The following is a 25,800-nucleotide window of genomic DNA, read 5'->3' as shown; positions in this document are numbered from 1 at the left end:
CGCCGGGAACGGTGCTCCTCCCCGCGCATGTAGGGCAAAAAGAGCATGCCCAAAAACCGCCCCCGGCCCGGACGGTCGCACCGCGAGAACGGGGCGTAACCCCCCGTGACCGCTGGAGTTGAGCTCATCGTGGAAGAGACCATCGCGGGCCCCGAAACTGCCCACATCCCGAAGCAGCGCGGCGATTCGCTCCTGGAAGCCGCCGTACGTTACGCCGAGGAACGCCACTGGGACGTGTTCCCCGGGACCTGGCTCGAAGCCGTGGACGGGATGCAGCACTGCTCCTGCGGTCGGTCCGCGTGCCCCGTGCCCGGTGCGCATCCGGCTCGCGACGACTGGGCGACACAGGCGAGCGGCAGCGCGACCGTCGCGCGCCGTCTGTGGACCATGCGGCCGACGGCGTCGATCCTGCTGCCCACCGGGCGCACCTTCGACGCCGTCGACGTCCCGGAGACCGCCGGCTTCCTCGCCCTCGCGCGCATGGAGCGAATGGAGCTGACGCTCGGACCGGTGGCCCTGACCCCGGACCGGCGCATGCAGTTCTTCGTGCTGCCCGGCGCCTCGGCGAAGGTCCCCCACCTGGTGCGGAACCTGGGCTGGTCGCCCTCCTCGCTCGACCTGCTGACGCTCGGCGAGGGGGCGTATGTGGCCGCACCGCCCACGCGGTACGGGTCGCGGGGTGCCGTGCAGTGGGTCTGCCGGCCGACGCCCGCGAACCGATGGCTGCCGGATGCGGAGGAGTTGATCTCGCCACTCGCGTACGCCTGCGGCCGGGAGCGGTAGCCGCCCGCGGGCGCCGGCCGCGTGACGGATGGCGTCCGGCGGCCTTGCCGTGGGGTTCTCCGTTGCCGCTCATGCGGTTCCCCACGCCTCGCACGGTGCGCTCCTCCCCCTAAGGTGCTCGTATGACCGAGGGAGCAGGGGCGGTTGTGGCCGCCGTACGGGTGCAGGGGCTCTGGAAGCGGTTCGGGGAGCAGGTCGCCGTCGCCGGCATCGACCTCGAGCTGCCCGCCGGGCGGTTCATCGGGCTGGTCGGCCCGAACGGGGCCGGGAAGACCACCACCCTGTCCATGGTCACCGGACTGCTGCGGCCCGACCAGGGCACCGTCGAGGTGGTCGGGCACGACGTGTGGCGCGACCCCGTGGCGGTGAAGGCGCGCATCGGCGTCCTCCCCGAGGGTCTGCGCCTCTTCGAACGCCTCTCCGGCCGGGAACTGCTCGGCTACATGGGCCGGTTGCGCGGTCTGCCCGGCGCCGAGGTCGACAAGCGGGCCGCCCAGCTCCTCGACGTCCTCGACCTGGCCGGCGCCCAGCACAAGCTCGTGGTCGACTACTCGACCGGCATGCGCAAGAAGATCGGGCTCGCCGTCGCGCTGCTCCACAATCCAGAGGTCCTCTTCCTCGACGAGCCGTTCGAGGGCGTCGACCCGGTGTCCGCCCAGACCATCCGCGGTGTCCTGGAGCGCTACACGGCTTCCGGCGCCACCGTCGTCTTCTCCTCCCACGTCATGGAGCTGGTCGAGTCGCTGTGCGACTGGGTGGCGGTCATGGCCGCGGGACGCATCCGCGCACACGGCCCGCTCGCCGACGTACGCGGCGAGGCGCCCACCCTGCAGCAGGCCTTCCTGGAACTGGTCGGCGCGCACGGCCGCACCGCCGGCGCCGACCTCGACTGGCTCGGCGGCGGCGCCCGATGACCGCCCCCGGCCTGACCCCCACCGTCGTACGGCTCAAGCTGTCCCTGCTGCGCAACGGGCTGCGGCAGTCCGCCGGACGCAGGGCCGCGTACGTGACGTCCGTCGTCTTCGTGCTCCTGATCGCCGCCCTGCAGCTGATCGGCCTGATCGCTCTGCGCGGCAACGCGCACACCGCCACCATCGCGGTGCTGCTGACCGAGATCCTTGCGCTCGGCTGGGCGGTGATGCCGCTGTTCTTCCCGAGCGGCGACGAGACGCTCGACCCCACCCGCCTGGTGATGCTCCCGCTGCGCCCGCAGCCTCTCGTACGGGCCCTGCTCACGGCCTCCTTGGTCGGTCTCGGCCCCCTCTTCACCCTCTGCCTGTTCGTCGGCGCGGTGATCTCGATGGCGCACGGGGCCGCCGCGTACGGCACCGCCGTGGTCGCCGCCGTCCTGGCACTGCTCGTCTGCGTGGCGCTCGCCCGCGCCGTCGCCGCCGCCAACATCCGGCTGCTGACCAGCCGCAAGGGCCGCGATCTTGCCGTGCTCAGCGGGCTCGTCGTCGCGATCGGCGCGCAGCTCGTCAACTTCGGCGCCCAGCGGCTCGGTTCGGCGGGGCTGTCCCCGCTGGACCCGGTGGGCGAGGTACTGCGCTGGGTACCGCCCGCGTCCGCCCTCGGTGCCGTGGACTCCGCGAGCCGCGGTTCGTACGGCACAGCCGTCGCCCAACTCGCGCTGAGCGCGGCGGCCCTGGCCGGGCTGCTGGCCCTGTGGTCACGCAGCCTGACGAAGCTGATGACCTCGCCGGACCAATCCACGCTCCAGGCCGCCGAACCGAGCGCCCGGGAGCGCACCTCGACGGGCCTGTCCCGACTGCTGCCCGCGGGCCGCACCGGCACGGTGATGGAGCGCAGCCTGCGGTATGTGTGGCGCGATCCCAAGACCAAGGCGGCATGGGTGACCTCGCTCGCGATCGGGCTGATCGTCCCCGCCTTCAACGCCCTCCAGGGCACCGGCTCCATCTACTTCGCCTGCTTCGCGGCCGGGATGCTCGGCATCCAGATGTACAACCAGTTCGGGCAGGACACGTCCGCGTTCTGGATGGTCGCGACGACGATCTCCTCCCCTCGGGACGCCTACGCCGAACTGCGCGGCCGGGCGCAGGCGCTGCTGCTGATCACGCTGCCCTACGCCACCTTCGTCACCGTCGTGACGACCGCGCTGCTCGGCGCCTGGCCGAAGCTGCCCGAGGTGCTCGGTCTCTCCTTCGCGCTGCTCGGCGCGATGCTCGCCACCGGTGCCTGGACCTCGGCCCGCTTCCCCTACTCCATTCCGCAGGAGGGCTACAAGAACGTGGCCCCCGGCCAGGCGGGACTCGCCTGGATCTCCATCTTCGGCGGCATGATCTCGGCCGCTCTGCTGTCCGCACCCGTCATCGCGGCGACGATCTGGCTGAACGTCGCCTCGGGCGGCGACGCGTGGACCTGGCTGCTGCTGCCGGCGGGCGCCGCGTACGGCGCGCTGATCGCCCTGCTCGGCCTGCGCCTCGCGGCGCCGCGCACGGCCCGACGCCTGCCGGAGATCCTGACGGCGGTCAGCAAGGGGTAGGCCGGCACCCTCCGGTGCGGCGGCCGGGGGAGAAAACCGGGCGCAACGATTTCCCCCAATCTTTCCGGAAGCAGATGTGTGCTGTGTCACGTTCGAGTTGAATGATGGCGAGTGAGCGGAAGAACGCGCCGTACGTGCGGACGCAGCAGCCTGCAGGGGGGTCCAGGTGAGTGCTTCCCGGCGTAGCGGGACGACGGACGAGCTGGGGCCGGGTGAGCCCGAGCGGGACGGTTCGGATCTTCTCGCCGCGCTCCTCGACGGCATGGACGCGGCCCTGTGTGCCCTGGACGCCGACGGCGTCGTGACCCACTGGAACCGGGAGGCCGAGCGGATCCTCGGATGGTCCGCGGCCGAAGCGGTGGGGCGGCGCGGATTCGCCGGATGGGCCGTGCGCACCGCCGACGCCACCGAGGTCGAGGCGCGGCTGATGTCCGCGATGGACGCACCCGGGCGCCAGGTGCACGAGTTCGCGCTGCTGACCAAGGAGGGCGGGCGGGTGCTCGTCCGGACCCAGTCTGCGGCGGTGCGCGGACCCGACGGGAAACCTGCCGGGGTCTACTGCGCCTTCAGCGAGGTCCACGCGCAGATCGATCTGGAGCGGTCCATCGCGCTGAGCGAGGCCCTGTTCGAGGACGCGAGCTGGGGAGTCGTGCTCGTCGACGCGGACCTGCGGCCCGCCGTCGTCAACGCCCACGCCGCCCGGGCCCTCGGCATCGGGCGGACCGCCGTGCTCGGCCGTCCCCTCGGCGATCTGCTCTCCCAGGGGGTCGAGGAGCTGGAGAGCGCACTGACCCATGTGCTCGCCGAGGGGGCCCCGCCCGCTCCCGCCGAGCTGTGGGTGAGCGTCCGGACCGCCGACGGCGAGAAGCGGCGGTGCTGGCGCAGCGGGTTCCTGCGGCTGTCCTCACCGCTCGCGGAGGAACCGGTTCCGCTGGGCGTGGGGTGGCTCTTCCAGGACATCACCGAGGCCAAACAGACCGAGCAGGAGGCGGCTCTGCTGCGCTTCCGCTCGAACCAGCTCCACCGCGCCGCCCGCGCGGCGGCCGAGTGCGAGGACCCTCTGGAGGCGGCCACCGTCCATCTGGACTTCGCACTGGCCGGATTCGCCGATCACGCGCTGATCGACCGGGTGGCGGGCGGCTCCATGGCGGACGGGGAGAGTCCGGTGCGCCTGGTACGGGCGGCCGAGACGCCGTCCGGCACGCCCGGGCCCAGCGCGCTCACCGGCAAGGCGGGGCTGCCCGTGCGGTACGCCGAGGGACATCCGGCCCTGCAGTGCGTCGCGCGTACCGGATCCGTACGGGCCGGGGCGGGAGACGTGGACCCGGAGCAGGCACACCGGTGGGCACTCGACCGGCGCTGGCCCGCGGACGCGGTGCACGCGCTGTGCACGGTGCTGCGCAGCCGGGGCCGGACGCTGGGCGTGGTGACGTTCCTGCGCGCGGCGGGGCGGAGCCGGTTCGAACGGGCGGACGCGGTGTACGCGGAGAGCGTCGCGGCACGGATCGCCGCCGCGCTGGACCTCGCCGACATGGCGGCCCCGGAGGCGTAGCCGCGCTTCCGGCCCCTGCTCCCGGGGACGCGGCCGGCTACTGCCGGTAGAAGATCCGGTCGCCGTACTCCCGCATCACCCGGCCGTTCCACTCGTGGCCGCCGTCCACGTTCCCCGACCTGAGCAGGGGCGGTTCGATGCCGCGGTACGCGAGGGCGCCCGCGGCCTGGGCCATCACCGCCTGGAGCAGGGCGGTGGTCACCACCGTGGAGGCCGGGGCGAAGGGGGCGGGGATGTTGTCGACGCTGAGCTCCGCGTCCCCCACGGGGATCTTCGAGTCGAGGACGATGTCGCAGTGGTCCTTCAGGTAGGTGCCCGAGGCGTGCCGGGACTTCGTCTCCGAGGCGTACGCCACCGAGGTGACGCCGATGACCTTGACGCCGAGGGCGCGCGCGTTCGTCGCCATCTCGACGGGGAGCGCGTTGCGGCCGGACAGGGAGACGATCACCAGCAGGTCGCCGGCTCGGAGCGGGCTGGAGTCGAGGACCGCGCCCGCCAGCCCGTCGACCCGCTCCAGGGCGGAGCCCAGGGTCGCCGGCATCACATCGACCCCGACGACGCCGGGGACGGCCAGCAGGTTCATCAGGGCGAGGCCGCCCGCGCGGTAGACGAGGTCCTGGGCGGCCAGCGAGGAGTGCCCGGCGCCGAAGGCGAACAGCCGGCCGCCGTCGGCGACGGTGTCCGCGATCAGGGTGCCCGCCGCCGCGATCTGCTCCGCGTCCTCGTCCCGCACCCGGCGCAGCAGCCCGATCGCCGCCTCGAAGAACCGCCCGGCCAGCTCGCTACCGCTGCGCGGCTTGCCGCCGCCCGGCTCGTCACTCATCGGCGACGCCCCTTCGAAGTCTCGGTGTCCCGTTCCCGACGGACGGCTGACGCACGGCGCACCGCCACGCACCGGCGTCCGTGACGGTCCGTGTCGCGGATCACGTTGCGGTCTGGACCAGTGCCGTGTCAATACGGTCGGTGGGCCCCCGGGACGGCCACGCTGTCCCGGGGGTGCGGAGGACCTTGCGAGAGCCGTGACCCCTGGTTCGGCCGGCGCTCCACGGTTGTCAGTGCGATGCGTCAGAATTGAATCCAGGGCCAGCGCACACGCCGGTGAGCCGTCGAGCCTCCGGCAGATCTCATCGAGGGGCACGTATGTCCGGACTGATCGACACGACGGAGATGTACCTCCGCACCATCCTCGAGCTCGAGGAGGAAGGCGTGGTCCCCATGCGCGCCCGGATCGCCGAGCGGCTCGACCAGAGCGGCCCGACGGTCAGCCAGACGGTGGCCCGGATGGAGCGCGACGGACTGGTGTCGGTCGCCGCGGACCGCCACCTGGAGTTCACGGACGAGGGCCGCCGCCTGGCCACGCGCGTCATGCGCAAGCACCGTCTGGCCGAATGCCTGCTGGTCGACGTGATCGGCCTCGAGTGGGAGCAGGTACACGCCGAGGCGTGCCGCTGGGAGCACGTGATGAGCGAGGCGGTCGAGCGCCGCGTCCTCGACCTGCTGCGCCACCCCACCGAGTCGCCCTACGGGAACCCGATCCCGGGCCTGGAGGAGCTGGGCGAGAAGGACGGAGCGAACCCGTTCCTGGACGAGGGCATGGTGTCCTTGGCCGAGCTGGACCCGGGCTCGGACGGGAAGACCGTCGTCGTACGGCGGATCGGCGAGCCCATCCAGACGGACGCACAGCTGATGTACACGCTGCGGCGCGCGGGCGTGCAGCCCGGTTCCGTGGTCAGTGTGACGGAGTCCGCGGGCGGGGTCCTGGTCGGCAGCGGCGGCGAGGCGGCCGAGCTGGAGTCCGAGATCGCGTCCCACGTCTTCGTGGCCAAGCGCTAGGGCGGCGCCGTGAGGGTCCAGGGTCGCCCCTGGGCGCACCCGGCCGCGCTCCGGCGCGGAGCCGGGGCCTCCGCAACCGCCGGAATCGACGGCTCCGGATGTCCTGATCATCCGACGATCCGTCAAGCGGTGTGACCCCTGCGCCTGCTGTGACGGCTCCGCGATCCGGCCAAAACCAAGATTCAGTGTGCGGAATCGCAGCGCTCGCGCCGTCGGCATGCGAGGCTGTCGCATGAGGCATATGACCTGAGAGCTCTTGGCCAGCGGGTGACACCCATATCCCCTGGTTCAGGGAGGGGGCGGAAGGATGTGCCGCAGACATGGGAAGGGCCCCGGCGCCCCAGGGCGCCGGGGCCTGTCCTCCCCTGTTCCGACCCGGAGCCCCGAGCTCTCAGGGTCGTCCCCCGCGGACCGTTTTTCCCCGAGCGGCCCGCCTCTTGGTGAAGATCTCCCCCCGGAATCGGCGGCCAACCCTCGAGGGAGGTCACTCGAAGGAGGGGTGTTGCCTCCAGAAGCAGCATTTTCGAATAGCCATTCGATAGCGTGGGCGTGACGGTCCCACCGGACCATCGCTGCACCGACCGGCGCGTCCCGCACCCGAGCGAGCACCAGGCACGAGCGCACCAGGACGACCACCCGGTGACAGCGGTGCCCAACAGGAGCAGCACGACAGCGGTAGCAGGACCAGCGAGTGGACCAGCCGCTCCGGGCGAGCGGGCGGTCCGGGCCGAGCAGGGGGGTGCCAAGAGGATGGTGCGGCGCATCGACGTCACCGGAGCCGGCGGCTTACGCCTCGCCGCGTGGGAGTTCGCCGACCCTCCGAAGACCGGAGAGGGCGAGGGGGCACCGGGCGTGCTGTTATTGCACGGGCTGATGGGGCGCGCCTCCCACTGGGCGTCCACAGCCCGCTGGCTCTCGGGGCGGTACCGCGCCGTGGCGCTCGACCAGCGCGGCCACGGCCAGAGCGACAAACCCCCCGAGGGGGAGTACACCCGCGAGGTCTACGTCGAGGACGCCGAGGACGCCCTCGAACAGCTCGACCTCGCCCCGGCCGTTCTCATCGGCCATGCCATGGGCGCACTGACCGCCTGGCAGCTCGCCGCCAAGCGCCCTGATCTGGTGCGCGGCCTGATCATCTGCGACATGCGGGCCTCCGCGCTCGGCGCCGCCTCCCAGCGTGAATGGGAGAAGTGGTTCAAGTCCTGGCCCCTGCCCTTCGCCACGATCGCCGACGTCCGGAAGTGGTTCGGCGAGGACGACCCCTGGGTCGAGCGCCCGAACCGGGCCCGTGGCGAGTTCTACGCCGAGGTGATGACCGAGTCGGAGGACGGCTGGCGGCCCGTCTTCGAACCGGAGCAGATGCTGAAGTCCCGCCAGACCTGGGTGTACGACGCGCACTGGGAGGAGCTGGCGCAGGTCCGCTGCCCTGCCCTGGTCGTCCGCGGCCTGGACGGCGAGCTGGGCCGCGCGGAGTCCCAGGAGATGGTGCGTGTCCTGCCCCGCGGCCGGTACGCGGAGGTCGCCGACGCCGGACACCTCGTCCACTACGACCAGCCCGAGGCCTGGCGAGCGGCCGTGGAGCCGTTCCTCGAAGAGGTTTTCCTGCCGTGACGGACGGACACGGCGGCCGACCGTAGGTCATCCACCGACATCCCGGAAAAACAGTTGATCCTGGCGCGATCGGTTCTTAGGGTGGCAGGTACTTCGGAAAGGAGGTGGTTCGGCAGATGTATGAATACCGGACGGAAGAGGTGACTGCGGGCTAGCGGTCCGCCGTCGTACTCGGTTCGGCGCCGGACCAGCGCATGGCACGCCCTGCGCAGCCGGCCAATCCAACGCAGTCACCCGACCCGCGAGCTCGCCGGTACGTCCGGCCGGCTCCCCCGCCGACAGGCGGAGGACCTGAGCTCGCGGGTCGTCTGCGTCTACGGGCGGCCGTCGAGGCCTCAGGGGCTCAGTCGCTCCACCCGCCACGACCCGTCCGGTTCCGCCACATAGCGGAGGCGGTCGTGGAGTCGGTTCTCGCGGCCCTGCCAGAACTCGACCGTCCGGGGGGCGATACGGAAGCCGCCCCAGTTCGGCGGCACCGGGACCTGGGACCCTTCGGGGTAGCGGGCGCTCAGCTCTTCGTACGCGGTGTCGAGTCCGGTGCGGGAGGGGATGACCGAGGACTGGGCACTGGCCCAGGCCCCGAGCTGGGAGCCGTGCGGCCGGGTGCGGAAGTAGGCGGCCGTCTCGTCGCGGCCGGTGCGGCGGGCGATGCCCGTGACGATCACCTGGCGGGCCATCGGGTGCCAGGGGAAGAGCAGCGAGACATGGGGGTTGGCCGCCAATTCGCGGGCCTTGCGGGACTCGTAGTTGGTGTAGAAGACGAAGCCCTGCTCGTCGTACCCCTTCAGCAGGACCGTGCGTGAGCTCGGGTGCCCGGCCGCGTCCGCGGTGGAGACGACCATGGCGTTCGGCTCATAGATCATCCCGGCCACCGAGGCCTGCGCCGCCTGCTTGAACCAGAGGGAGAACTGCTCCATGGGGTGGACGGCGAGGGCGGACTCGTCCATGCCCTCGGCGCGGTAGTGGGCCCGCATCTCGGCGGGATCGTGCGCCAGGTCCTCGGCGGGGGCCTGGGCCGCGGCGCGTTCGACGATGGGTTCGATCTCCGGCTCCGCGGCGGAGGATCCGGCGTCGTGGTGCGCGGTGCCTTCGGAGGCCGGATCAGCGGGGCCGGGGGCGGGTTCGTCCGGGAAGCGGTCGGTCACGCCGTCATCTTGCCGTATGCCTGCGGCACTTCGGGGGGGTGTGGTTCATCATTGTGTGGCACTCAGTGCCGCAACCTCTCCCCAAAGGTGGCACTCGGGGATATCGTGCAGATGCCGGTCGCGGTGGATGACCGCCGACCGATCGGGGCATCACCCGGGTGACCGTTTCGGACCGCGAGTCTTTCGTCAGTGACCGTGGATCCGGGGCGGCAAGCTTCCCGACAGTTGACGTCCAGCGCACGGTCCCGTCCTCTCGGCCCGTGGACGGCGGCCGACGGGAATCCCACAGACCACATCCGCCGCACACATCACGAGGAGCCGCCTGATGTCCGACTTCGTACCCGGGCTCGAGGGAGTCATCGCGTTCGAGACGGAGATCGCCGAACCGGACAAGGAGGGCGGTGCCCTGCGGTACCGGGGTGTCGACATCGAAGACCTGGTCGGTCATGTCTCGTTCGGCAACGTCTGGGGGCTGCTGGTCGACGGCGCCTTCAACCCCGGGCTGCCGCCCGCCGAGCCGTTCCCGATCCCGGTGCACTCCGGCGACATCCGGGTGGACGTGCAGTCGGCGCTCGCCATGCTCGCCCCGGTGTGGGGGCTGAAACCGCTCCTGGACATCGACGTCGAGGAGGCCCGTGACGACCTGGCGCGCGCCGCGGTCATGGCGCTCTCGTACGTCGCCCAGTCGGCACGTGGCCAGGGGCTGCCGATGGTGCCACAGCGCGAGATCGACAAGGCGAGCTCCGTCGTGGAGCGGTTCATGATCCGCTGGCGCGGCGAGCCGGACCCGAAGCACGTCGCGGCCGTGGACGCCTACTGGACGTCGGCCGCCGAGCACGGCATGAACGCGTCCACGTTCACGGCGCGGGTCATCGCGTCGACAGGCGCGGACGTGGCCGCGGCACTGTCCGGCGCGGTCGGTGCCATGTCGGGGCCGTTGCACGGCGGTGCTCCCTCCCGTGTCCTCGGCATGATCGAGGAGATCGAGCGCACCGGTGACGCGGAGGCGTATGTGAAGCGGGCCCTGGACCAGGGCGAGCGGCTGATGGGCTTCGGCCACCGGGTGTACCGCGCCGAGGACCCGCGGGCGCGCGTACTGCGCCGTACCGCCCGGGAACTCGGCGCCCCGCGTTTCGAGATCGCGGAGGCGCTGGAGAAGGCCGCCCTGGAGGAGCTGCGCAACCGCCGCCCCGACCGTGTCCTCGCCACGAACGTGGAGTTCTGGGCGGCGATCATGCTGGACTTCGCCGAGGTCCCGGCGCACATGTTCACGTCGATGTTCACCTGTGCCCGGACGGCGGGCTGGTCGGCGCACATCCTCGAGCAGAAGCGGACAGGCCGCCTGGTGCGCCCCTCCGCCCGCTACGTGGGCCCCGGCCCGCGCGGCCCCCAGGAGATCGAGGGGTACGCGGCCATCGCGCGCTGAGCGATCGAGAAGGACCGCGAAGGGGGCGGGGTGAGCGCGGGACCGGTGCGACCGGCCGCGCCGTCCCCGCCCCCTTCGGCCGACGGGGGCTTCGCGCTCCGCCCCGCTGTCACGCGGGGCTGAGCAGATCCGCGTGGTGGCGTTCGGCGGCCAGCGGGTGTGCCCGCAGCTTGCCCTTCAGCTCGTTGAAGCCGTACTCCGCGAACAGCGGGTTGGCCGGGTCGTCGGTGACACCGGGCGCGGTGGAGGCGTACGGGAAGGGCAGCGGTTCGATGCGGGCGTCCAGGCGCGGGTTGTAGAAGAACGGCACGGAGAACCGCTCGACGGCGCCGGGCGGGCTGACGACCCGGTGGTTGGTGGCGAGCAGATAGCCGTCGGTCGCCACTTCCAGCAGCTCGCCCAGGTTGACCACGAACGCTCCCTCGAGCGGCGGCACATCGTGGAACCGCCCGTCAGCGCGGTGTACCTGCAGTCCGCCGATCCGGTCCTGGAGCAGCAGGGTCAGGAACCCGTAGTCCTTGTGTGCGCCGACGCCCTGCTCCGCGCCGTCCGAGGCGCTGCCCGGATAGCGCACGAGCTTGAGGTGGGGGTGGGCGTGGTCGCCGAAGACCGGGTCGTAGAAGCCGGCCGGTGCGCCGATCGCGGTGAGCAGTTCGTGGAGCAGCCGCCGGGCGACCCCGCTGAGCCGGTCGATCCAGGCGAGCGCGGCGGTACGCAGTCCGGGGAGGGCGGCGGGCCACTGGTTGGGGCCCTGGAGCCACCAGTAGGCGGGCTCACCGGGGCCCGGGGCGTGGGCGGGGCGTTCGGCGCCTATGTCGAGCTGGTCGCGCCAGTCCCGGGTACCGCCGGTGCGTTCGTCGCCGGTGCGGGTGTAGCCACGGAAGTGGGGCGAGTTGACGTTGTCGAGGGCGAGGCGGTCGGCTTCGGGAAGCGCGAAGAAGGCGTGCATGGCGCCGAGCAGCGCGTCGGTCTCGGCCTTGGTGACGCCGTGGCCGACCAGCTGGAAGAAGCCCACGTCATGGGCGGCGCTGTGGAGCTGCGCGTGGAGCAGCGCCCGGGCCTGGGGGCCACGGTCGGCCGCGGAGAGGTCGATGATCGGAAGTTGGTCGTACGACGGGTTCGTCATGGGGGGCGTCCGCAGGGTGTACGGGGGCACGGATCGGCCGCCGGGGGTGGGGCGGGCTCCTGGGTGCCACGGGGGGAAGAGGGGGCTGGATCAGGCAGAGCGCCGACAGCCCATGCTCGTGACGCGCACGTAGTCCACGTGCCGGCGTCGGACGAGCATCGGAAGCATGGGGCAAGAGTACTGCGGGGTACGCGAGGCGTGAGTGTGGCGGTCCCCACGCATGCCGCCCTGCCCTCAGCCCAGCGCCTCCTCCAGCAGCTGCGCCCACTGGGCCACCACCCGCTCGCGGCGGGCCCCGTCGTCGGTGAGCAGGTTGGCGAGACCGAGGCCGCGGGCCATGTCGAGGAGGCCCTGGACGGTTTCGCGGACTCCGGGGCGGGATTCGTCGGCGTCGAGGAGGTCGACGGCGATGCGATGGGTCTCGCGGCCGACCCGGGCCTCCAGCTCCGTCACCCGCAGCCGCAGCTGGTCCTCGTTGGAGGCGGCCACCCACAGATGCAGGGCCGCCCGGAACAGCGGACCGGTGTACAGGTCGACGAGGGCCGCGACCACCGCGCGCCGGTCGGCGGCCCCCTGCGGGAACAGGGCCCGTGTCGCGGTGGAGCGCTCCTCGGCGACGTACTCGACGGCGGCCGTGAACAGGTCCTCCCGGGTCGGGAAGTGGTGCTGGGCGGCACCCCGGGAGACTCCGGCGCGTTCGGCGACGACGGAGACCGTGGAGCCCGCCCAGCCGTGTTCGGCGAGGCAGGCCACGGCGGCTGCCAGGAGCCGCTGCCGGGTGGCGCGGCTGCGGTCCTGCTTGGGGACGCGTTCGACCGTGTTCACTCCCATACCGTGCTCCCGGCCACAGCGCCGGCACGCACCGCGTTCACACCACCCACACGGGATCCCGTCGTTCGAGGAAGGCCGTCATCCCCTCGCGGGCCTGCGGGGAGGAGAAAAGCCGGGCCGAGAGCGCGGTCAGGTCGGCCGCGTCCCGGTCGAAGGTCTTCAGCACAGTAGCCGTGAGCAGCCGCTTCGTCTCGGTCAGGCCCTGGGGCGAGGCCCGGCGCAGTCCGTCGAGCATGGGCGCGAGCACCTCGTCGACGTTCTCGCCGGCCGCGGTGAGCAGCCCGGTGCGCACGGCCTCGGCGGCGTCGAAGCGTTCGCCGGTGAGGTAGTAGCGGGCGAGGGCCCGGGGGTCCGTGCGGGGCAGCAGGGGCAGGGAGATCACGGCCGGGGCGACGCCGATGCGCACCTCGGTGAAGGCGAAGTCGGCCGCGGCGGAGGCGGCCGCGATGTCGCACGCGCCCAGCAGGCCGAGGCCGCCCGCCCGTACGTGCCCGGTGACCCGGGCGACGACGGGCTTGCTCAGCTCGACGATCTGCCGCAGCAGGGCGACCAGGGCCTCCGGGTGGGGCGGGTCCCGAAGGTCGGCGCCCGCGCAGAAGGTGTTCCCGGTGTGGGTGAGGACGACGGCGCGTACCTCGCGGTCCTTGCCGCAGTGGGTGAGGGCGTCGGCGAGCGCGCCGACGAGCGAGGACGACAGGGCGTTGCGGTTGCCCGGGGAATCGAGGGTGAGGGTGGTGAGGCCCCGGTCGTTCGCCGTGCGTACGAGATCGGTCACGCGTGCTCCCTCAGCTGCCGGCGCAGGATCTTCCCGGAGACCGCCCTCGGCACTCCGTCGATGAAGGTGACGCGCCGGACCCGCTTGTAGGGGGCGACGCGTTCGGCGACGTACATCATGATCTCGCCCGCGGAGAGGTCGTCGGCGCCCGGGCGGCGCACCACGAAGGCGTGCGGCACCTCGTTGTTCTCGTCGTTGTAGACACCGATGACGGCGGCGTCCACGACGCCCGGGTGGGTGAGCAGCAGGGCCTCCAGCTCGGCGGGCGCCACCTGGAAGCCCTTGTACTTGATGAGTTCCTTGACCCGGTCGACCACGAACAGCCAGCCGTCGGCGTCGACATGGCCGACGTCCCCGGTGTGCAGCCAGCCGTCCCGGTCGATCATCGCGTCGGTCGCCTCCGGCCGGCCCAGGTAGCCCTTCATCACCTGGGGGCCCCGGATGGCTATCTCGCCGGTCTCCCCGACGCCGAGGTCCTTGTCGGGGTCGTCGAGGGACAGGATGCGCATCTCGGTGCCGGCCACCAGCTTGCCGACGGTGCCGGGGGGCGCGTCGGGGGCGTCGAGGGGCACCACATGGGTGCACGGGGACAGTTCCGTCATGCCGTAGCCCTGGCCGATGGGCGGCAGGCCGAGGCGCTCGGCGCAGGCCACCGCCAGGGTGGCGTCCAGGGGGCCGCGGCGCTGATGATGTACTTCAGCGACGACAGGTCGTACTGCGCGACGGCCGGGTGCTTGGCGAGGGCCAGGACGATGGGCGGGGCCACGTACAGGCCGGTGATGCGCTGGTCCTGGATGGACGCCAGGAAGCTGTCCAGGTCGAAGCGCGGCAGCACGACGACGGTGGCCCCCTGCCGCAGGGGGGCGTTCATCAGGGCCGTCATGCCGTAGATGTGGAAGAAGGGCAGCACGGCGAGGATGCGCTCGCCCGGGCCTGTCCCGATGAGCGGGCGGATCTGCGCGAGGTTGGTGCCGACCTGCCGGTGGGTGAGCATCACGCCCTTGGGTATGCCCGTGGTCCCGGACGAGTACGGGAGCACGGCGACGTCCTCCACCGGGTCGATGTCGACCACCGGTTCCGGCGCGGCCGACGCCAGCATGTCGATCAGGGAGCGGTGGCCCGGCGCGCTGTCGCAGACGAAGATCTCCCGGATGCCGCCCGCGAGTTCGGCGGCGCGCCGGGCCGTCTCCAGCAGCGGTGAGACGGTGACGATCCAGCGGGCCGCGGAGTCCCGCAGTTGCTTGGCGAACTCCTCGGCCGTGGCCAGCGGGTGCACGGTCGTGACCGAGGCGCCCGCGCGCGTGGCGGCGTAGAAGGCGGCCGGGAAGGCGATGGTGTTCGGGCTGTGCAGCGCGAGCACGTCGCCCTTGCGCACGCCCGTCTCCGCGAGTGCGGCCGCGATGCGCCGGTGGAACCGGTCCAGTTGGTCGTACGTGAGGGTGGTGCCGTCCGTTCCGTCGATCAGGGCGGGCAGCTCACCGAACTCGGCGGCCCGGCCCAGGACCGCCTCGTGGATGGGGAGTTCGAGGGACGGGACGTCTGCGTACTCGCTTCGGAACACGGTTCCTCCTAGCGCGACGGGGTGCGCCTAGTACGACTTGGGCAGGCCCAGGGTCTGATGGGAGACGTAGTTGAGAATCATCTCCCGGCTCACCGGTGCAATACGAGACACACGGGCGGCCGTAATGAGCGAGGCGAGCCCGAACTCACGCGTGAGGCCGTTGCCGCCGAGGGTGTGGACGGCCTGGTCGACCGCCTTGACGCAGGCCTCCCCGGCGGCGTACTTGGCCATGTTGGCGGCCTCTCCGGCGGCGACGTCGTCCCCCGAGTCGTAGAGGAAGGCCGCCTTCTGCATCATCAGGCGGGCCAGCTCCAGGTCGATGTGGGCCTGGGCGAGGGGGTGGGCGATCGCCTGGTGGGCGCCGATGGGCTGCTTCCAGACGGTACGGTCGCGGGCGTACTCCACGGCCCGGGAGATCGCGTAGCGGCCCATGCCGATCGCGAAGGCCGCGGTCATCACGCGCTCGGGGTTGAGGCCCGCGAACAGCTGGAGCAGTCCCGCGTCCTCGTCGCCGACGAGCGCGTCGGCGGGCAGTCTGACATCGTCCAGGGTCAGTTCGAACTGCTTCTCCGCGCTGTTCAGTTCCATGTCGATCCGGCGCCGCCCGAAGCCGGGCGCGTCCCTGGGGACGACGAACAGGCAGGGCTTGAGCCGTCCGGTGCGGGAGTCCTCGGTGCGGCCGACGATCAGGGTCGCGTCGGCGATGTCGACGCCGGAGATGAAGACCTTGCGGCCGCTGAGGATCCAGTCTCCGTCGTCGTCACGGCGGGCGGTGGTGGTGATGCGGTGGGAGTTGGAGCCGGCGTCGGGTTCGGTGATGCCGAAGGCCATGGTGCGGCTGCCGTCCGCCAGACCGGGCAGCCACTGCTCCTTCTGGGCGGTGGTGCCGAAGCGGGCGATGACCGTGCCGCAGATCGCGGGTGAGACGACGAGCATGAGGAGGGGGCAGCCCGCGGCGCCCAGCTCCTCGAGCACGATGGAGAGTTCGGCGATACCGCCGCCACCGCCTCCGTACTCCTCCGGCAGGTTGACCCCGAGGTAGCCGAGCTTGCCCGCCTCGGACCACAGTTCGCTGGGCCGGCGGTTCTCGGCGACGACCGTGGTGAGGTAGTCGCGGCCGTAGCGCTTGCCGAGGGCGGCCACGGCCGCTCGGAGGTCTTGCTGCTCCTGGGTTTCCATGACGGCGGTCATTGCGGCTCCTCGGAAAGGTGCGGATTCGTCGTGGCTGGTCGCGCTCACGCGGCGGCGCCGCATGTCGATACGGTGCCGGGCCCCTATCGGGGCGCGTCGTCCTGGACCACGGCCAGCAGCGTGCCCACGTCCACCTGCCGTCCCGGCGTCGCGTCGAGGGCCGTGACCGTCCCGGTCACCGGTGCCGTGATCTTGTGCTCCATCTTCATCGCCTCCAGCCAGAGCAGCGGCTGTCCGGCCTGTACGGCGGCACCGACGGCCAGTCCCTCGGCGATGCGTACGACTGTGCCGGGCATGGGCGCGAGCAGGGAGCCGGGGGCGTGGTCGGCGGTGGGCTCCCGGAAGCGGGGCAGGGCCGTCAGGGCGGTGGGGCCCACATACACCTGGTCGCCGTACCGGGACACCGCGAACTTCCGCCGGACGCCGTCCGCTTCGAGGACCACGAGACGGGCGTCCGCGTGCACCACCCGCACCCCGTCGGCGGCCAGGCCCTCCCGCGTGTGCCGGTAGCGGGCCTCGTGCTCCTCGCCCGCCATGAGGTAGCGCTTGACCTGCGCCTGGGACGGCAGGTTGCGCCAGCCGCCGAACCGCGAGCGGCCGTGGGCGTCGGCGAGGGCCGCGGCCAGAGGGGCGTACGGATCGGGAGCGGGCTCGGTCAGTTCGGCGAGGTGGCGGTCGTAGAAGCCCGTGTCCATGCGGGCCGCCGTGAACTCCTCGTGGCGCAGGGAGCGCACGAGCAGGTCCCTGTTGGTCGCCGGGCCGTGGATCTCGGCCCGTTCCAGTGCGCCCGCCAGCCTGCGGATCGCCTCCGCCCGTGTGGGGGCGTGGGCGACGGCCTTGGCGAGCATGGGGTCGTAGTGGACGCCGATCGCGTCGCCGTCCGCGTACCCGGTGTCCAGCCGCACGTCCGGTACGAACAGGCGGTGCAGCGTGCCGGTCTGCGGGGCCCACGCCTGCGCCGGGTCCTCGGCGTACAGGCGGGCCTCGACGGCATGGCCGCGCGGGCGCGGCGGCTCGCTCTCGAGCGCCTCGCCCTCCGCGACCCGGATCTGCAGGGCCACCAGATCGAGGCCGTACACCGCCTCGGTGACCGGGTGCTCCACCTGGAGCCGGGTGTTCATCTCCAGGAAGTGCGCGGTGCCGTCCGCGACCAGGAACTCCACCGTGCCCGCGCCCACGTAGTCGACGGCAAGCGCGGCCCGCTCCGCCATGGCGCACAGGGAGTCGGTGAGTTCGGGCGAAAGGCCCGGTGCGGGGGCCTCCTCGACCACCTTCTGGTGGCGGCGCTGGAGGGAGCAGTCGCGGGTGCCGAGCGCCCACACCGTGCCGTGTGCGTCGGCCAGGATCTGCACCTCGACGTGGCGCCCGCCCTCCACGTACGGCTCGACGAACACCTCGTCGTCGCCGAAGGCGCTCAGGGCCTCGGCGCGCGCGGCCGTCAGCTCGGCGTCGAGGGTGCCCAGGTCCCGTACGACGCGCATGCCCCGTCCGCCGCCGCCGGCCGCCGCCTTGACCAGGACGGGCAGGTCGTCGGCGGTGACCGTGGCCAGCGGCTCCAGGCCCATCAGCTTCTTCGCGCGGGTCTTGGAGGCCATCGCCTCGATCGCCTTCGGCGGGGGACCGATCCACACCAGGCCGGCGTCCAGCACCGCGCGGGCGAAGTCGGCGTTCTCGGACAGGAAGCCGTAGCCGGGATGCACGGCGTCGGCACCGGAGGCGAGGGCCGCCTTCACGATCAGGTCGCCGCGCAGATACGTGTCCGCGGGCGCCGCGCCCGGCAGCCGGACCGCCGCGTCGGCCACGCGCGCGTGGAGGGCGTTCGCGTCGGCGTCCGAGTGCACGGCGACGGTGCGGATGCCCAGCTCACGGCAGGTTCGGACGATACGGCAGGCGATCTCGCCGCGGTTCGCCACAAGAACGGAAGTAATCACGGGCCTCACATCCGGAAGACGCCGAAACCGCCACGCGCACCCTCGTAGGACGCCGTGTGGATCGCGGACAGGCACAGGCCGAGGACGGTACGGGTGTCGCGGGGGTCGATGACGCCGTCGTCGTACAGCCGCCCGGACAGGAACATCGGCAGGGACTCGGACTCGATCTGCTGCTCCACCATGGCGCGCAGGGCCGCGTCCGCGTCCTCGTCGTAGGGGCGGCCGCGGTCCGCCGCGGACTGCCGGGCGACGATGGAGAGCACGCCGGCGAGCTGCTGCGGGCCCATGACCGCCGACTTGGCGCTGGGCCAGGCGAACAGGAAGCGCGGGTCGTAGGCCCGGCCGCACATGCCGTAGTGCCCGGCCCCGTACGAGGCGCCCATGAGCACGGACAGGTGCGGCACCCGGCTGTTGGACACCGCGTTGATCATCATGGCGCCGTGCTTGATGATGCCGCCCTGCTCGTACTCCTTGCCGACCATGTAGCCGGTGGTGTTGTGCAGGAACAGCAACGGGATGTCGCGCTGGTTGGCCAGCTGGATGAACTGGGCGGCCTTCTGGGACTCCGCGCTGAAGAGCACGCCCCGGGCGTTCGCCAGGATCCCGACCGGGTAGCCGTGCAGGGCGGCCCAGCCGGTGCACAGGCTCGTCCCGTACAGCGGCTTGAACTCGTCGAAGTCGGAGCCGTCGACGATACGGGCGATGACCTCGCGCGGGTCGAAGGGCACCTTCAGATCACCGGGGACGATCCCGAGGAGTTCCTCCGCGTCGTACTTGGGCGGGGCCGCCGGGCCCGGATCGGGGTACGCCTTGCGGTGGTTGAGGCGGGCGACCACGCGCCGTGCCTGCCGCAGGGCGTCCTGCTCGTCGACGGCGAAGTAGTCCGCGAGGCCCGACACACGCGCGTGCATCTCGGCACCGCCGAGGGACTCGTCGTCGCTCTCCTCGCCGGTGGCCATCTTGACGAGCGGCGGGCCGCCGAGGAAGACCTTCGCACGCTCCTTGACCATGATCACGTGGTCCGACATGCCCGGGATGTAGGCGCCGCCCGCCGTCGAGTTCCCGAAGACGACGGCGACGGTGGGGATTCCGGCGGCGGACAGCCGGGTGAGGTCGCGGAAGATCGCCCCGCCCGGGATGAAGATCTCCTTCTGGGACGGCAGGTCGGCGCCGCCCGACTCGACGAGGCTGATGCACGGCAGCCGGTTGGCGAGCGCGATGTCGTTGGCGCGCAGCGCCTTCTTCAGGCTCCACGGATTGCTGGCGCCGCCGCGCACGGTCGGGTCGTTCGCGGTGATCAGGCACTCGACGCCCTCGACGACGCCGATACCGGTCACGAGCGAGGCGCCCACCGTGTACTCGCTGCCCCAGGCGGCGAGCGGGGACAGCTCCAGGAACGGTGTGTCCGGGTCGAGGAGCAGTTCGATGCGTTCGCGGGCGAGCAGCTTGCCGCGCCCCCGGTGCCGTTCGACGTACTTCTCGCCGCCGCCCGCCAGGACCTTGGCGTGCTCGGCCTCCAGCTGGGCGAGTTCGGCGAGCAGGGCGTCGCGGTTCGCCCGGTGGTCCGGGTCGTCGACGTCCACGGCCGTGGAAAGGGCCGTCACGGGCGGGCCTCCGGGGTGTGGGACGGGCGGGCGGCGGTCACAAGAGGGCCTCCGGCAGATCGAGGTGGCGGGCGCGCAGCCATTCGCCGAGGGCCTTGGCCTGCGGGTCGAAGCGGTACTGCCCGGCGACGCCCTCGCCGAGGAGCCCCTCGACGACGAAGTTGAGGGCGCGCAGGTTCGGCAGGACATGGCGTACGACGGTCAAGGACGCGGTTTCCGGGAGGAGTTCGCGGAAGCGGTCGACGGTGAGCGTGTGGGCGAGCCAGCGCCAGGCCTCGTCCGTGCGCACCCACACCCCGACGTTGGCGTTCCCGCCCTTGTCCCCGCTGCGGGCCCCGGCGACGAGACCGAGCGGTGCGCGCCGGGACGGACCTGGGGGCAGCGGCTCGGGCAGGGGCGGTTCCGGTACGTCGTCGAGGGCGAGGGTGCCGTGGGCCGGGACCACGGGGATCCGTCGTCCGTCGTGGAGGACCGCCTCGTGGCCGACGGCGTCACGGTCGGCGTGGACCGCCTCGAAGACCCCGTAGGGGGAGCCCTTTCCCGGTGGCGCGACCAGGTGGAAGCCCGGGTAGCTCGCGAGCGCCAGTTCGACCGCCGCGCCGCTGAACGCCCGGCCCACCGCCTCCTCGGTCCGGTCCCGTACGACCAGCCGGAGCACGGCGCTCGCCGTCTCCTCGGTCCGTGCGTCGGGGTGATCGGTACGGGCCAGGTCCCAGCGGACCTCGGCGGGGCGGGACTTCGCTGCGTCCAAGGCCGCCTCCATCTGGGCCCGGACGAGCCCGGCCTTGGCCTCGATGTCGAGTCCCGTCAGCACGAAGGCGACCTCGTTCCGGAACCCGCCGAGCCGGTTCAGGCCGACCTTGAGCGTCGGGGGCGGCGCCTCGCCGCGCACCCCCTCGATACGCACCCGGTCGGGTCCCTCCTGGGTGAGCCGGACCGTGTCCAGACGGGCGGTGACGTCCGGGCCCGCGTACCGGGCGCCGGCCGTCTCGTAGAGGAGTTGCGCGGTGACCGTGCCGATGTCCACGACGCCGCCGGTGCCCTCGTGCTTGGTGATGACGCTGCTGCCGTCCTCGTGGAGCTCCGCGATCGGGAAACCGGGCCGGAGCAGCCGCTCGGCCGGGTGCTCGCCGAAGAAGGCGTAGTTGCCTCCGGTGGCCTGGGCCCCGCACTCCAGGACGTGTCCGGCGACCACCGCGCCGGCGAGCCGGTCGTACTCCTCGGCGCCCCAACCGAAGTGGGCGGCCGCGGGCCCGGTGACGAGCGCGGCATCCGTCACCCGCCCGGTGACCACGATGTCGGCCCCCTCGCGCAGGCACGCCGCGATGCCGTGCCCGCCCAGGTAGGCGTGGGCGGCGAGGGCCCCGGGGTGGGACGCGGTGAGGTCGTCGCCCTCCACATGGGCCACGCGTGCCGGGATGCCGAGCCGGCCGGCCAGTTCCCGGACCGCGTCCGCGAGTCCGGCCGGGTTCAGGCCGCCCGCGTTCGTCACGATCCGCACGCCCCGCGCACGGGCGAGGCCCAGGCACTCCTCCAACTGGCCGAGGAACGTGCGCGCGTAGCCTCCGGCAGGGTTCTTCAGGCGGTCACGGCCGAGGATCAGCATGGTCAGCTCGGCGAGGTAGTCGCCGGTGACGACGTCGAGCGGGCCGCCGGTGAGCATCTCGCGCAGGGCGTCGAAGCGGTCGCCGTAGAACCCGGAGGCGTTGCCGATGCGGAGGGGGCGGACGGGCGTCGGGAGGGTCAACGGGACTCCCTCTCGCCTTCCGCGCCCGATGCGCCCTTGGGTGCCCGCCCCTCGCCCGGCGGTCCCGCGAACGCCTGCGCGATGTCGAGCCACCGGTCGGCGTCCGGCCCTTCGGCCCGCACCGCGAGGTCGGCGCGGTGGGCGCGCTGGGTGACCAGCAGACAGAAGTCGAGCGCCGGGCCGGTCACCCGCTGGGCGGCGTCCTCGGGCCCGTACACCCAGACGTCGCCGCCCGTGGGCGCGGCCAGCTCCACCCGGAACTCCTCGCCGGGCGCGGTCAGTCCGCGCACCGCGAAGGCGAAGTCACGCGCCCGGACGCCGATGCGCACCACATGCCGCAGCCGGTCGGTCGGGGTGCGCCGCACCCCGAGCGTGTCGGCGACGTCCTGCCCGTGCGCCCAGGTCTCCATCAGCCGGCCGGTGGCCATGGACGCGACGGACATGGGCGGTCCGTACCAGGGGAAGCGGATGCCCGAGGGGGCGGCGCGCAGGGCGCGGTCCAGGGCGGCGCGGCCCTCCCGCCACTCGGCGAGCAGACGGGCGGACGGCAGTGCGGCCCCCTCACGCGCGGCATCGTCGACCCAGGTGCCGGGGGACACGAGCGCCTTCTCCACCTCCACCGAGAACGCGTCCGCGTCCGTCACGGCCAGCAGGGCGGCCCGGTCCGTCCAGGCGAGGTGTGCGATCTGGTGGGCGACGGTCCAGCCCGCGGCAGGTGTGGGGAGGGCCCATCGGCTCTCCGCCAACCCGGCCACCAGCCGGTCGAGTTCCTCGCTCTCCCGGCCCAGATCGTCGATCACTGACGATGCGTCGGACACGATGCGCTCCCCTCGGGGCACGACGGTGTGCTGGGGAGCATGGCAGCGGGCACAGAAACAAGCAAGCGTGCTTGCATTGATTTTCCCTCGCAGGGCGGAGCGAAGCAGTCACGGGCGCACGGCGCGCGGGTCCGCCAGGGAACACACAGCGTGGGCCCCGGGGAGACAACCGGCGCCCAGGTTCTCAAACCAACACCCAGGCATTTCTCAGCTTTTCACAGCCCCCGTTTGCCGTTCCTTGCCGTTTTTCGCACTCAGCGGCGTGTAGGTTCTTCGATGTCGGGCGGAAAAGTAATTCCCGAGACGACAACCGAGAATTCCCCCGCCGCCCGTCAGAGAATTCTCGCACCCTTGCACGCAAAAACCCCAAGGAGTCGGAATGAGCTTCAAGAAGCTTGCCCCGCTGCCCACCAAGCCCAAGTCGAAGCAGCTCCCGCTCCCGCCGCCGCCGAAGCCGAAGAAGAAGCACACGCCGAAGCCGCTGCCCAAGCCGCTGCCCGGCCACGCCAACTGAGTTCAGCGACGGTAAGGAAGGACCGACGGTGCACCGTCGGTCCTCCTCGCTTTTTCTCCGCCTGTTTTCCGAGCGATTCACAGCTTGCGCCGAGCCTTTTTTCACGCACGATCTCAACCTGGCGCCCGACGCCGACCGCATCTTCGTCGTCGACCAGGGCCGCATCGTCGAGACGGGCCGCCACGAGGAGCTGCTGGCCCGGGGCGGGACGTACTCCCGTCTGCACCACTCGCAGACCAACGCGCTGATGGACACGGGGGAGCTGCGGCTTCCGCTGTTCCCGCAGACGGCGGGGTCCGCGGATGGCGCACTCCTGGGCACCCCGATGGAGTACGCGGACGGGGTACCGGTGGGCCACCGGACCCTCCACGGCGACCACATCGGCCAGGCCTTCGCCCCGAACGGTGTGTCCGCCGCGTACCACGGAGACCGGCGGGCCGATCCGTACGCCGTGCTCCAGCCCCCGGACACCCCGGCCGGCCCGGACCACGCATCCGGCGCCGCCCCCGGCCAACGGGCGGACGGCCGCCCGCTGTTCCGCGACGGGACGCCCTGGTACGGCATCTGACGCGCCCGCGACGCCACCCGTACAGGCGCATAAAGGGTTCACACGCCTGACTGAGTCCATTACCCTGGACCGTCAGGTGCACCATGCTGAACAAACTCCGCGTCGACTCCTCTGGAAGGCCCCGTGAACACGCCCAGCGCCGCCCCCTCCACCCCGGCTGCCGCGACCGGACCGGCTCCCGCGCACCCGGCGCCCGGTGGACCGCGCCTGCGGGGCGACACCCTGGGTCCCGTGGGCCTGGTGCTCGCCGGAGGCATCTCCGTCCAGTTCGGCGGGGCACTCGCGGTGACCCTGATGCCCCGTGCGGGCGCTCTCGGTGTGGTCACCCTGCGGCTCGTCGTCGCGGCCGTGGTGCTGCTTCTCGTCTGCCGGCCGCGGCTGCGCGGGCACTCGCGCGCCGACTGGGGCACGGTCGTCGTCTTCGGTATCACCATGGCCGCGATGAACGGCCTCTTCTACCAGGCCGTGAACCGCATCGCGCTGGGCCCCGCCGTCACCCTGGAGGTCCTCGGTCCGCTGGCCCTGTCCGTGCTCGCCTCCCGGCGGGCGGTGAACCTCATCTGGGCGGGCCTCGCGCTGGTCGGCGTCTTCCTGCTGGGCGGCGGGGGCTTCGGGCACATGGGCCCGGCGGGCGTGGCCTTCGCGCTCTCCGCGGGCGCGATGTGGGCGGGGTACATCGTCTTCAGCGCCCGTACGGGCCGGCGGTTCCCGCAGGCCGACGGGCTCGCGCTCGCGATGGCCGTCGCGGCGGTGCTGTTCGTGCCGCTGGGGATCGCCGAATCGGGCTCGAAACTGCTCGTGCCGACAACGGTCGGGCTCGGCGCGGCTGTGGCGATGCTCTCCTCGGTCCTCCCCTACACCCTGGAGCTCCTCGCCCTGCGCCGTCTGCCCGCCTCCACCTTCGCGGTCCTGATGAGCCTGGAACCGGCGCTCGCGGCGACCGCGGGCTTCCTCGTCCTCGGCCAGTCCCTGACCGCGAGTCAGGCGGTGGCCATCGTGCTGGTCATCGCGGCGAGCATGGGCGCGGTCCGGACGCAGGTCGGGCGGGGCAAGGTACCGGCGGAACCGGAGGCGTAGAGCAGGGCGACGCTCACCGGCGCGACATGTAGAGACCCAGCGCCCTGTGCAGCAGCCGGTTGAGCGGGAGATCCCACTCGCCCAGGTACTCCACCGCGTGCCCGCCGGTGCCGGTCTTGAACCGGAGCAGGCCCAGCAGGGGGTCGGCCTCGTCCAGGGTGTCGGAGATGCCGCGCAGGTCGTAGACGGCTGCGCCGCTGCCGTGGGCGTCGGTCATCATGCGCCACTGGATCGCGTTGCTCGGCTGGACCTCGCGCCGGCGGGCGGTGGAGGCGCCGTACGAGTACCAGACGTGTGTGCCGACCGTCAGCATCGTCGCGGCGGCCAGGACGTCGCCGTCGTGGTGGGCGAGGTAGAGCCGCATGCGGTCCGGGTCCTCCGCGGTCAGCGCGGCCCACATCCGCTGGAAGTAGGGCAGCGGGCGCGGGACGAAGCGGTCGCGCTCGGCGGTCTCCGCATAGAGGGCGTGGAAGACCGGCAGGTCGTCGTATCCGCCCTGGACCACCTTCACGCCCGCCTTCTCGGCCTTCTTCACATTGCGCCGCCACTGCTGGTTGAGGCCGCTCCGGACGTCCTCCAGCGTCCGTCCCTCGAGCGGCACCTGGAAGACGTAGCGGGGCTGACCCGCCGCGAAGCCGTCCTCGCCGCCCGCTCCCGTCTGCCGCCAGCCCATGCGGCGCAGCCGGTCCGCGACCTCCATGGCGCGCGGCTCGTGCTCGGTCGCCGGCACCTCCCCGAGCCGCCGGGCGTGCGGGTCCGCGATGGCCGCCTTGACGGCGTCCGCGCTCCAGCGGCGGACGACCACCGGAGGGCCCATCCTCACCGAGAAGGCCCCACGGCTCCTCAGATGCGCGACCATCGGCCGGAGCCACCGGTCGAGGTCCGGCGCATACCAGTCGATCACCGGGCCCTCGGGCAGATACGCCAGACACCGCTTGAGCCTCGGCAGCGGGCGGAGCAGGACCAGGCCCACACCGACCGGCCACCCACCGCCCTCCTCGAACCAGCCGAGGCTCTCCGCGTGCCAGTCCGGCTTCACGTCTCCCCACGACGGCACCTGCATATGGCTGACCGACGGACACGAGGCGACGAACTCCAGGTGCTCCTCGCGGGGGATCGGGCGGATGCGGAGGGTCATGCGGAGCTCCTCGGATGGTGGACGGCACGTCGACGCCGATACGGACGCGGCCGGCCCGGAATCCGG

The 25,800-nt window shown here is 72.3% G+C and carries 20 protein-coding genes and 2 pseudogenes; 10 read left to right on the top strand and 12 right to left on the bottom strand.

The genetic code is table 11. The features are described 5' to 3' along the window. Positions 1 to 129: 129 nt before the first annotated feature. The 4 genes from ABZ904_RS15020 (at position 130) to ABZ904_RS15005 (ending at position 4,838) form a co-directional block, all read left to right on the top strand. Entirely contained in the window at positions 130 to 783 is a 654-nt protein-coding gene (locus ABZ904_RS15020) for a bifunctional DNA primase/polymerase (RefSeq protein ID WP_360993488.1), read from the top strand. 122 nt (positions 784 to 905) lie between these two features. Further along, a complete protein-coding gene (locus tag ABZ904_RS15015; RefSeq protein WP_359394008.1) occupies positions 906 to 1,697 on the top strand; it encodes an ABC transporter ATP-binding protein in 792 nt (263 codons plus the stop codon). After that, positions 1,694 to 3,286, top strand: a complete 1,593-nt coding sequence (locus ABZ904_RS15010; RefSeq protein WP_361823432.1) for a transporter — start codon at positions 1,694 to 1,696, stop codon at positions 3,284 to 3,286. The genes ABZ904_RS15015 and ABZ904_RS15010 overlap by 4 nt, the downstream gene beginning before the upstream one ends. A 166-nt stretch (positions 3,287 to 3,452) precedes the next feature. Beyond that, a complete protein-coding gene (locus ABZ904_RS15005; RefSeq protein ID WP_359394004.1) occupies positions 3,453 to 4,838 on the top strand; it encodes a PAS domain-containing protein in 1,386 nt (461 codons plus the stop codon). A gap of 37 nt (positions 4,839 to 4,875) precedes the next feature. On the opposite strand, the gene ABZ904_RS15000 is transcribed toward ABZ904_RS15005, so the two are convergent. Next, on the bottom strand, positions 4,876 to 5,661 hold the full coding sequence (locus ABZ904_RS15000) for an SIS domain-containing protein (protein WP_361823429.1): 786 nt from the start codon (positions 5,659 to 5,661) through the stop codon (positions 4,876 to 4,878). A 317-nt stretch (positions 5,662 to 5,978) separates the two neighbouring features. On the opposite strand from ABZ904_RS15000, the gene ABZ904_RS14995 reads away from it, so the two are divergent. Next, positions 5,979 to 6,671: a metal-dependent transcriptional regulator gene (locus ABZ904_RS14995; protein WP_359393999.1), complete on the top strand. Its 693-nt coding sequence runs from the start codon at positions 5,979 to 5,981 to the stop codon at positions 6,669 to 6,671. A 750-nt stretch (positions 6,672 to 7,421) separates the two neighbouring features. Next, positions 7,422 to 8,282, top strand: coding sequence for an alpha/beta hydrolase (locus tag ABZ904_RS14990; RefSeq protein WP_359393997.1), 861 nt, complete (start codon positions 7,422 to 7,424; stop codon positions 8,280 to 8,282). Between the two features lie 335 nt (positions 8,283 to 8,617). On the opposite strand, the gene pdxH is transcribed toward ABZ904_RS14990, so the two are convergent. Further along, entirely contained in the window at positions 8,618 to 9,256 is a 639-nt protein-coding gene (pdxH, locus tag ABZ904_RS14985) for a pyridoxamine 5'-phosphate oxidase (RefSeq protein ID WP_359394167.1), read from the bottom strand. Between the two features lie 496 nt (positions 9,257 to 9,752). Between pdxH and ABZ904_RS14980 the strand changes: the two genes are divergently transcribed. Next, on the top strand, positions 9,753 to 10,853 hold the full coding sequence (locus ABZ904_RS14980; protein ID WP_360993338.1) for a citrate synthase 2: 1,101 nt from the start codon (positions 9,753 to 9,755) through the stop codon (positions 10,851 to 10,853). A 109-nt stretch (positions 10,854 to 10,962) separates the two neighbouring features. On the opposite strand, the gene ABZ904_RS14975 is transcribed toward ABZ904_RS14980, so the two are convergent. The 9 genes and pseudogenes from ABZ904_RS14975 to ABZ904_RS14935 form a co-directional block, all read right to left on the bottom strand. Then, positions 10,963 to 11,979 carry a 2-oxoglutarate and iron-dependent oxygenase domain-containing protein gene (locus tag ABZ904_RS14975; protein ID WP_359393995.1) on the bottom strand — a complete coding sequence of 339 codons (1,017 nt, stop codon included), beginning with the start codon at positions 11,977 to 11,979 and terminating at the stop codon, positions 10,963 to 10,965. Between the two features lie 234 nt (positions 11,980 to 12,213). Next, positions 12,214 to 12,810 carry a TetR/AcrR family transcriptional regulator gene (locus ABZ904_RS14970; protein WP_360993335.1) on the bottom strand — a complete coding sequence of 199 codons (597 nt, stop codon included), beginning with the start codon at positions 12,808 to 12,810 and terminating at the stop codon, positions 12,214 to 12,216. Between the two features lie 37 nt (positions 12,811 to 12,847). Beyond that, the gene (locus ABZ904_RS14965; RefSeq protein ID WP_359393990.1) at positions 12,848 to 13,585 is read right to left on the bottom strand and encodes an enoyl-CoA hydratase family protein; all 738 of its coding nucleotides are present in this window, start codon (positions 13,583 to 13,585) and stop codon (positions 12,848 to 12,850) included. Beyond that, a pseudogene (locus ABZ904_RS14960) lies at positions 13,582 to 15,146 on the bottom strand (4-coumarate--CoA ligase family protein). The gene ABZ904_RS14965 and the pseudogene ABZ904_RS14960 overlap by 4 nt, the downstream one beginning before the upstream one ends. A 27-nt stretch (positions 15,147 to 15,173) precedes the next feature. Beyond that, positions 15,174 to 16,337 (bottom strand): acyl-CoA dehydrogenase family protein, encoded by a 1,164-nt coding sequence (locus ABZ904_RS14955; protein ID WP_359393986.1) that lies wholly within the window; start codon positions 16,335 to 16,337, stop codon positions 15,174 to 15,176. 83 nt (positions 16,338 to 16,420) lie between these two features. Next, a complete protein-coding gene (locus ABZ904_RS14950; RefSeq protein ID WP_359393984.1) occupies positions 16,421 to 18,268 on the bottom strand; it encodes a biotin carboxylase N-terminal domain-containing protein in 1,848 nt (615 codons plus the stop codon). Between the two features lie 5 nt (positions 18,269 to 18,273). Beyond that, positions 18,274 to 19,872: a carboxyl transferase domain-containing protein gene (locus ABZ904_RS14945; RefSeq protein ID WP_360993327.1), complete on the bottom strand. Its 1,599-nt coding sequence runs from the start codon at positions 19,870 to 19,872 to the stop codon at positions 18,274 to 18,276. Between the two features lie 37 nt (positions 19,873 to 19,909). Next, complete coding sequence (locus tag ABZ904_RS14940; protein WP_361823421.1) at positions 19,910 to 21,619, bottom strand: acyclic terpene utilization AtuA family protein; 1,710 nt, start codon at positions 21,617 to 21,619, stop codon at positions 19,910 to 19,912. Further along, positions 21,616 to 22,437 (bottom strand): TIGR03084 family metal-binding protein, encoded by an 822-nt coding sequence (locus tag ABZ904_RS14935; protein ID WP_360993321.1) that lies wholly within the window; start codon positions 22,435 to 22,437, stop codon positions 21,616 to 21,618. The genes ABZ904_RS14940 and ABZ904_RS14935 overlap by 4 nt, the downstream gene beginning before the upstream one ends. 379 nt (positions 22,438 to 22,816) lie before the next feature. Here ABZ904_RS14935 and ABZ904_RS14930 point away from each other — a divergent pair, with 379 nt between their 5' ends. The 3 genes and pseudogenes from ABZ904_RS14930 (at position 22,817) to ABZ904_RS14920 (ending at position 24,596) form a co-directional block, all read left to right on the top strand. Further along, entirely contained in the window at positions 22,817 to 22,951 is a 135-nt protein-coding gene (locus ABZ904_RS14930; RefSeq protein WP_360993318.1) for a hypothetical protein, read from the top strand. A 103-nt stretch (positions 22,952 to 23,054) separates the two neighbouring features. After that, positions 23,055 to 23,519 (top strand): annotated as a pseudogene (locus ABZ904_RS14925) (ABC transporter ATP-binding protein); the annotation flags it as partial. A gap of 123 nt (positions 23,520 to 23,642) precedes the next feature. Next, on the top strand, positions 23,643 to 24,596 hold the full coding sequence (locus ABZ904_RS14920; RefSeq protein ID WP_361823417.1) for an EamA family transporter: 954 nt from the start codon (positions 23,643 to 23,645) through the stop codon (positions 24,594 to 24,596). A gap of 13 nt (positions 24,597 to 24,609) precedes the next feature. On the opposite strand, the gene ABZ904_RS14915 is transcribed toward ABZ904_RS14920, so the two are convergent. Continuing rightward, positions 24,610 to 25,734, bottom strand: a complete 1,125-nt coding sequence (locus ABZ904_RS14915; RefSeq protein WP_359393968.1) for a peptidoglycan bridge formation glycyltransferase FemA/FemB family protein — start codon at positions 25,732 to 25,734, stop codon at positions 24,610 to 24,612. Between the last annotated feature and the right edge of the window lie 66 nt (positions 25,735 to 25,800).

Origin of the sequence: Streptomyces sp. NPDC046900 (assembly GCF_040644975.1) — a bacterium.
In the GTDB taxonomy this organism is placed as follows: domain Bacteria; phylum Actinomycetota; class Actinomycetes; order Streptomycetales; family Streptomycetaceae; genus Streptomyces.
This window is presented reverse-complemented; position numbering and strand designations above follow the sequence as displayed.

What these genes read in the sequence shown, in the direction of transcription:
- ABZ904_RS15010 (WP_361823432.1), top strand. Translation starts at nt 1,694, where the DNA reads ATGACCGCCCCCGGCCTGACCCCCACCGTCGTACGGCTCAAGCTGTCC.
- ABZ904_RS14990 (WP_359393997.1), top strand. Translation starts at nt 7,422, where the DNA reads ATGGTGCGGCGCATCGACGTCACCGGAGCCGGCGGCTTACGCCTCGCC.
- pdxH (WP_359394167.1), bottom strand. Translation starts at nt 9,256, where the DNA reads ATGCGGGCCCACTACCGCGCCGAGGGCATGGACGAGTCCGCCCTCGCC.
- ABZ904_RS14955 (WP_359393986.1), bottom strand. Translation starts at nt 16,337, where the DNA reads ATGACCGCCGTCATGGAAACCCAGGAGCAGCAAGACCTCCGAGCGGCC.
- ABZ904_RS14995 (WP_359393999.1), top strand. Translation starts at nt 5,979, where the DNA reads ATGTCCGGACTGATCGACACGACGGAGATGTACCTCCGCACCATCCTC.
- ABZ904_RS14975 (WP_359393995.1), bottom strand. Translation starts at nt 11,979, where the DNA reads ATGACGAACCCGTCGTACGACCAACTTCCGATCATCGACCTCTCCGCG.
- ABZ904_RS14980 (WP_360993338.1), top strand. Translation starts at nt 9,753, where the DNA reads ATGTCCGACTTCGTACCCGGGCTCGAGGGAGTCATCGCGTTCGAGACG.
- ABZ904_RS14915 (WP_359393968.1), bottom strand. Translation starts at nt 25,734, where the DNA reads ATGACCCTCCGCATCCGCCCGATCCCCCGCGAGGAGCACCTGGAGTTC.
- ABZ904_RS14970 (WP_360993335.1), bottom strand. Translation starts at nt 12,810, where the DNA reads ATGGGAGTGAACACGGTCGAACGCGTCCCCAAGCAGGACCGCAGCCGC.
- ABZ904_RS15000 (WP_361823429.1), bottom strand. Translation starts at nt 5,661, where the DNA reads ATGAGTGACGAGCCGGGCGGCGGCAAGCCGCGCAGCGGTAGCGAGCTG.
- ABZ904_RS14930 (WP_360993318.1), top strand. Translation starts at nt 22,817, where the DNA reads ATGAGCTTCAAGAAGCTTGCCCCGCTGCCCACCAAGCCCAAGTCGAAG.
- ABZ904_RS15015 (WP_359394008.1), top strand. Translation starts at nt 906, where the DNA reads ATGACCGAGGGAGCAGGGGCGGTTGTGGCCGCCGTACGGGTGCAGGGG.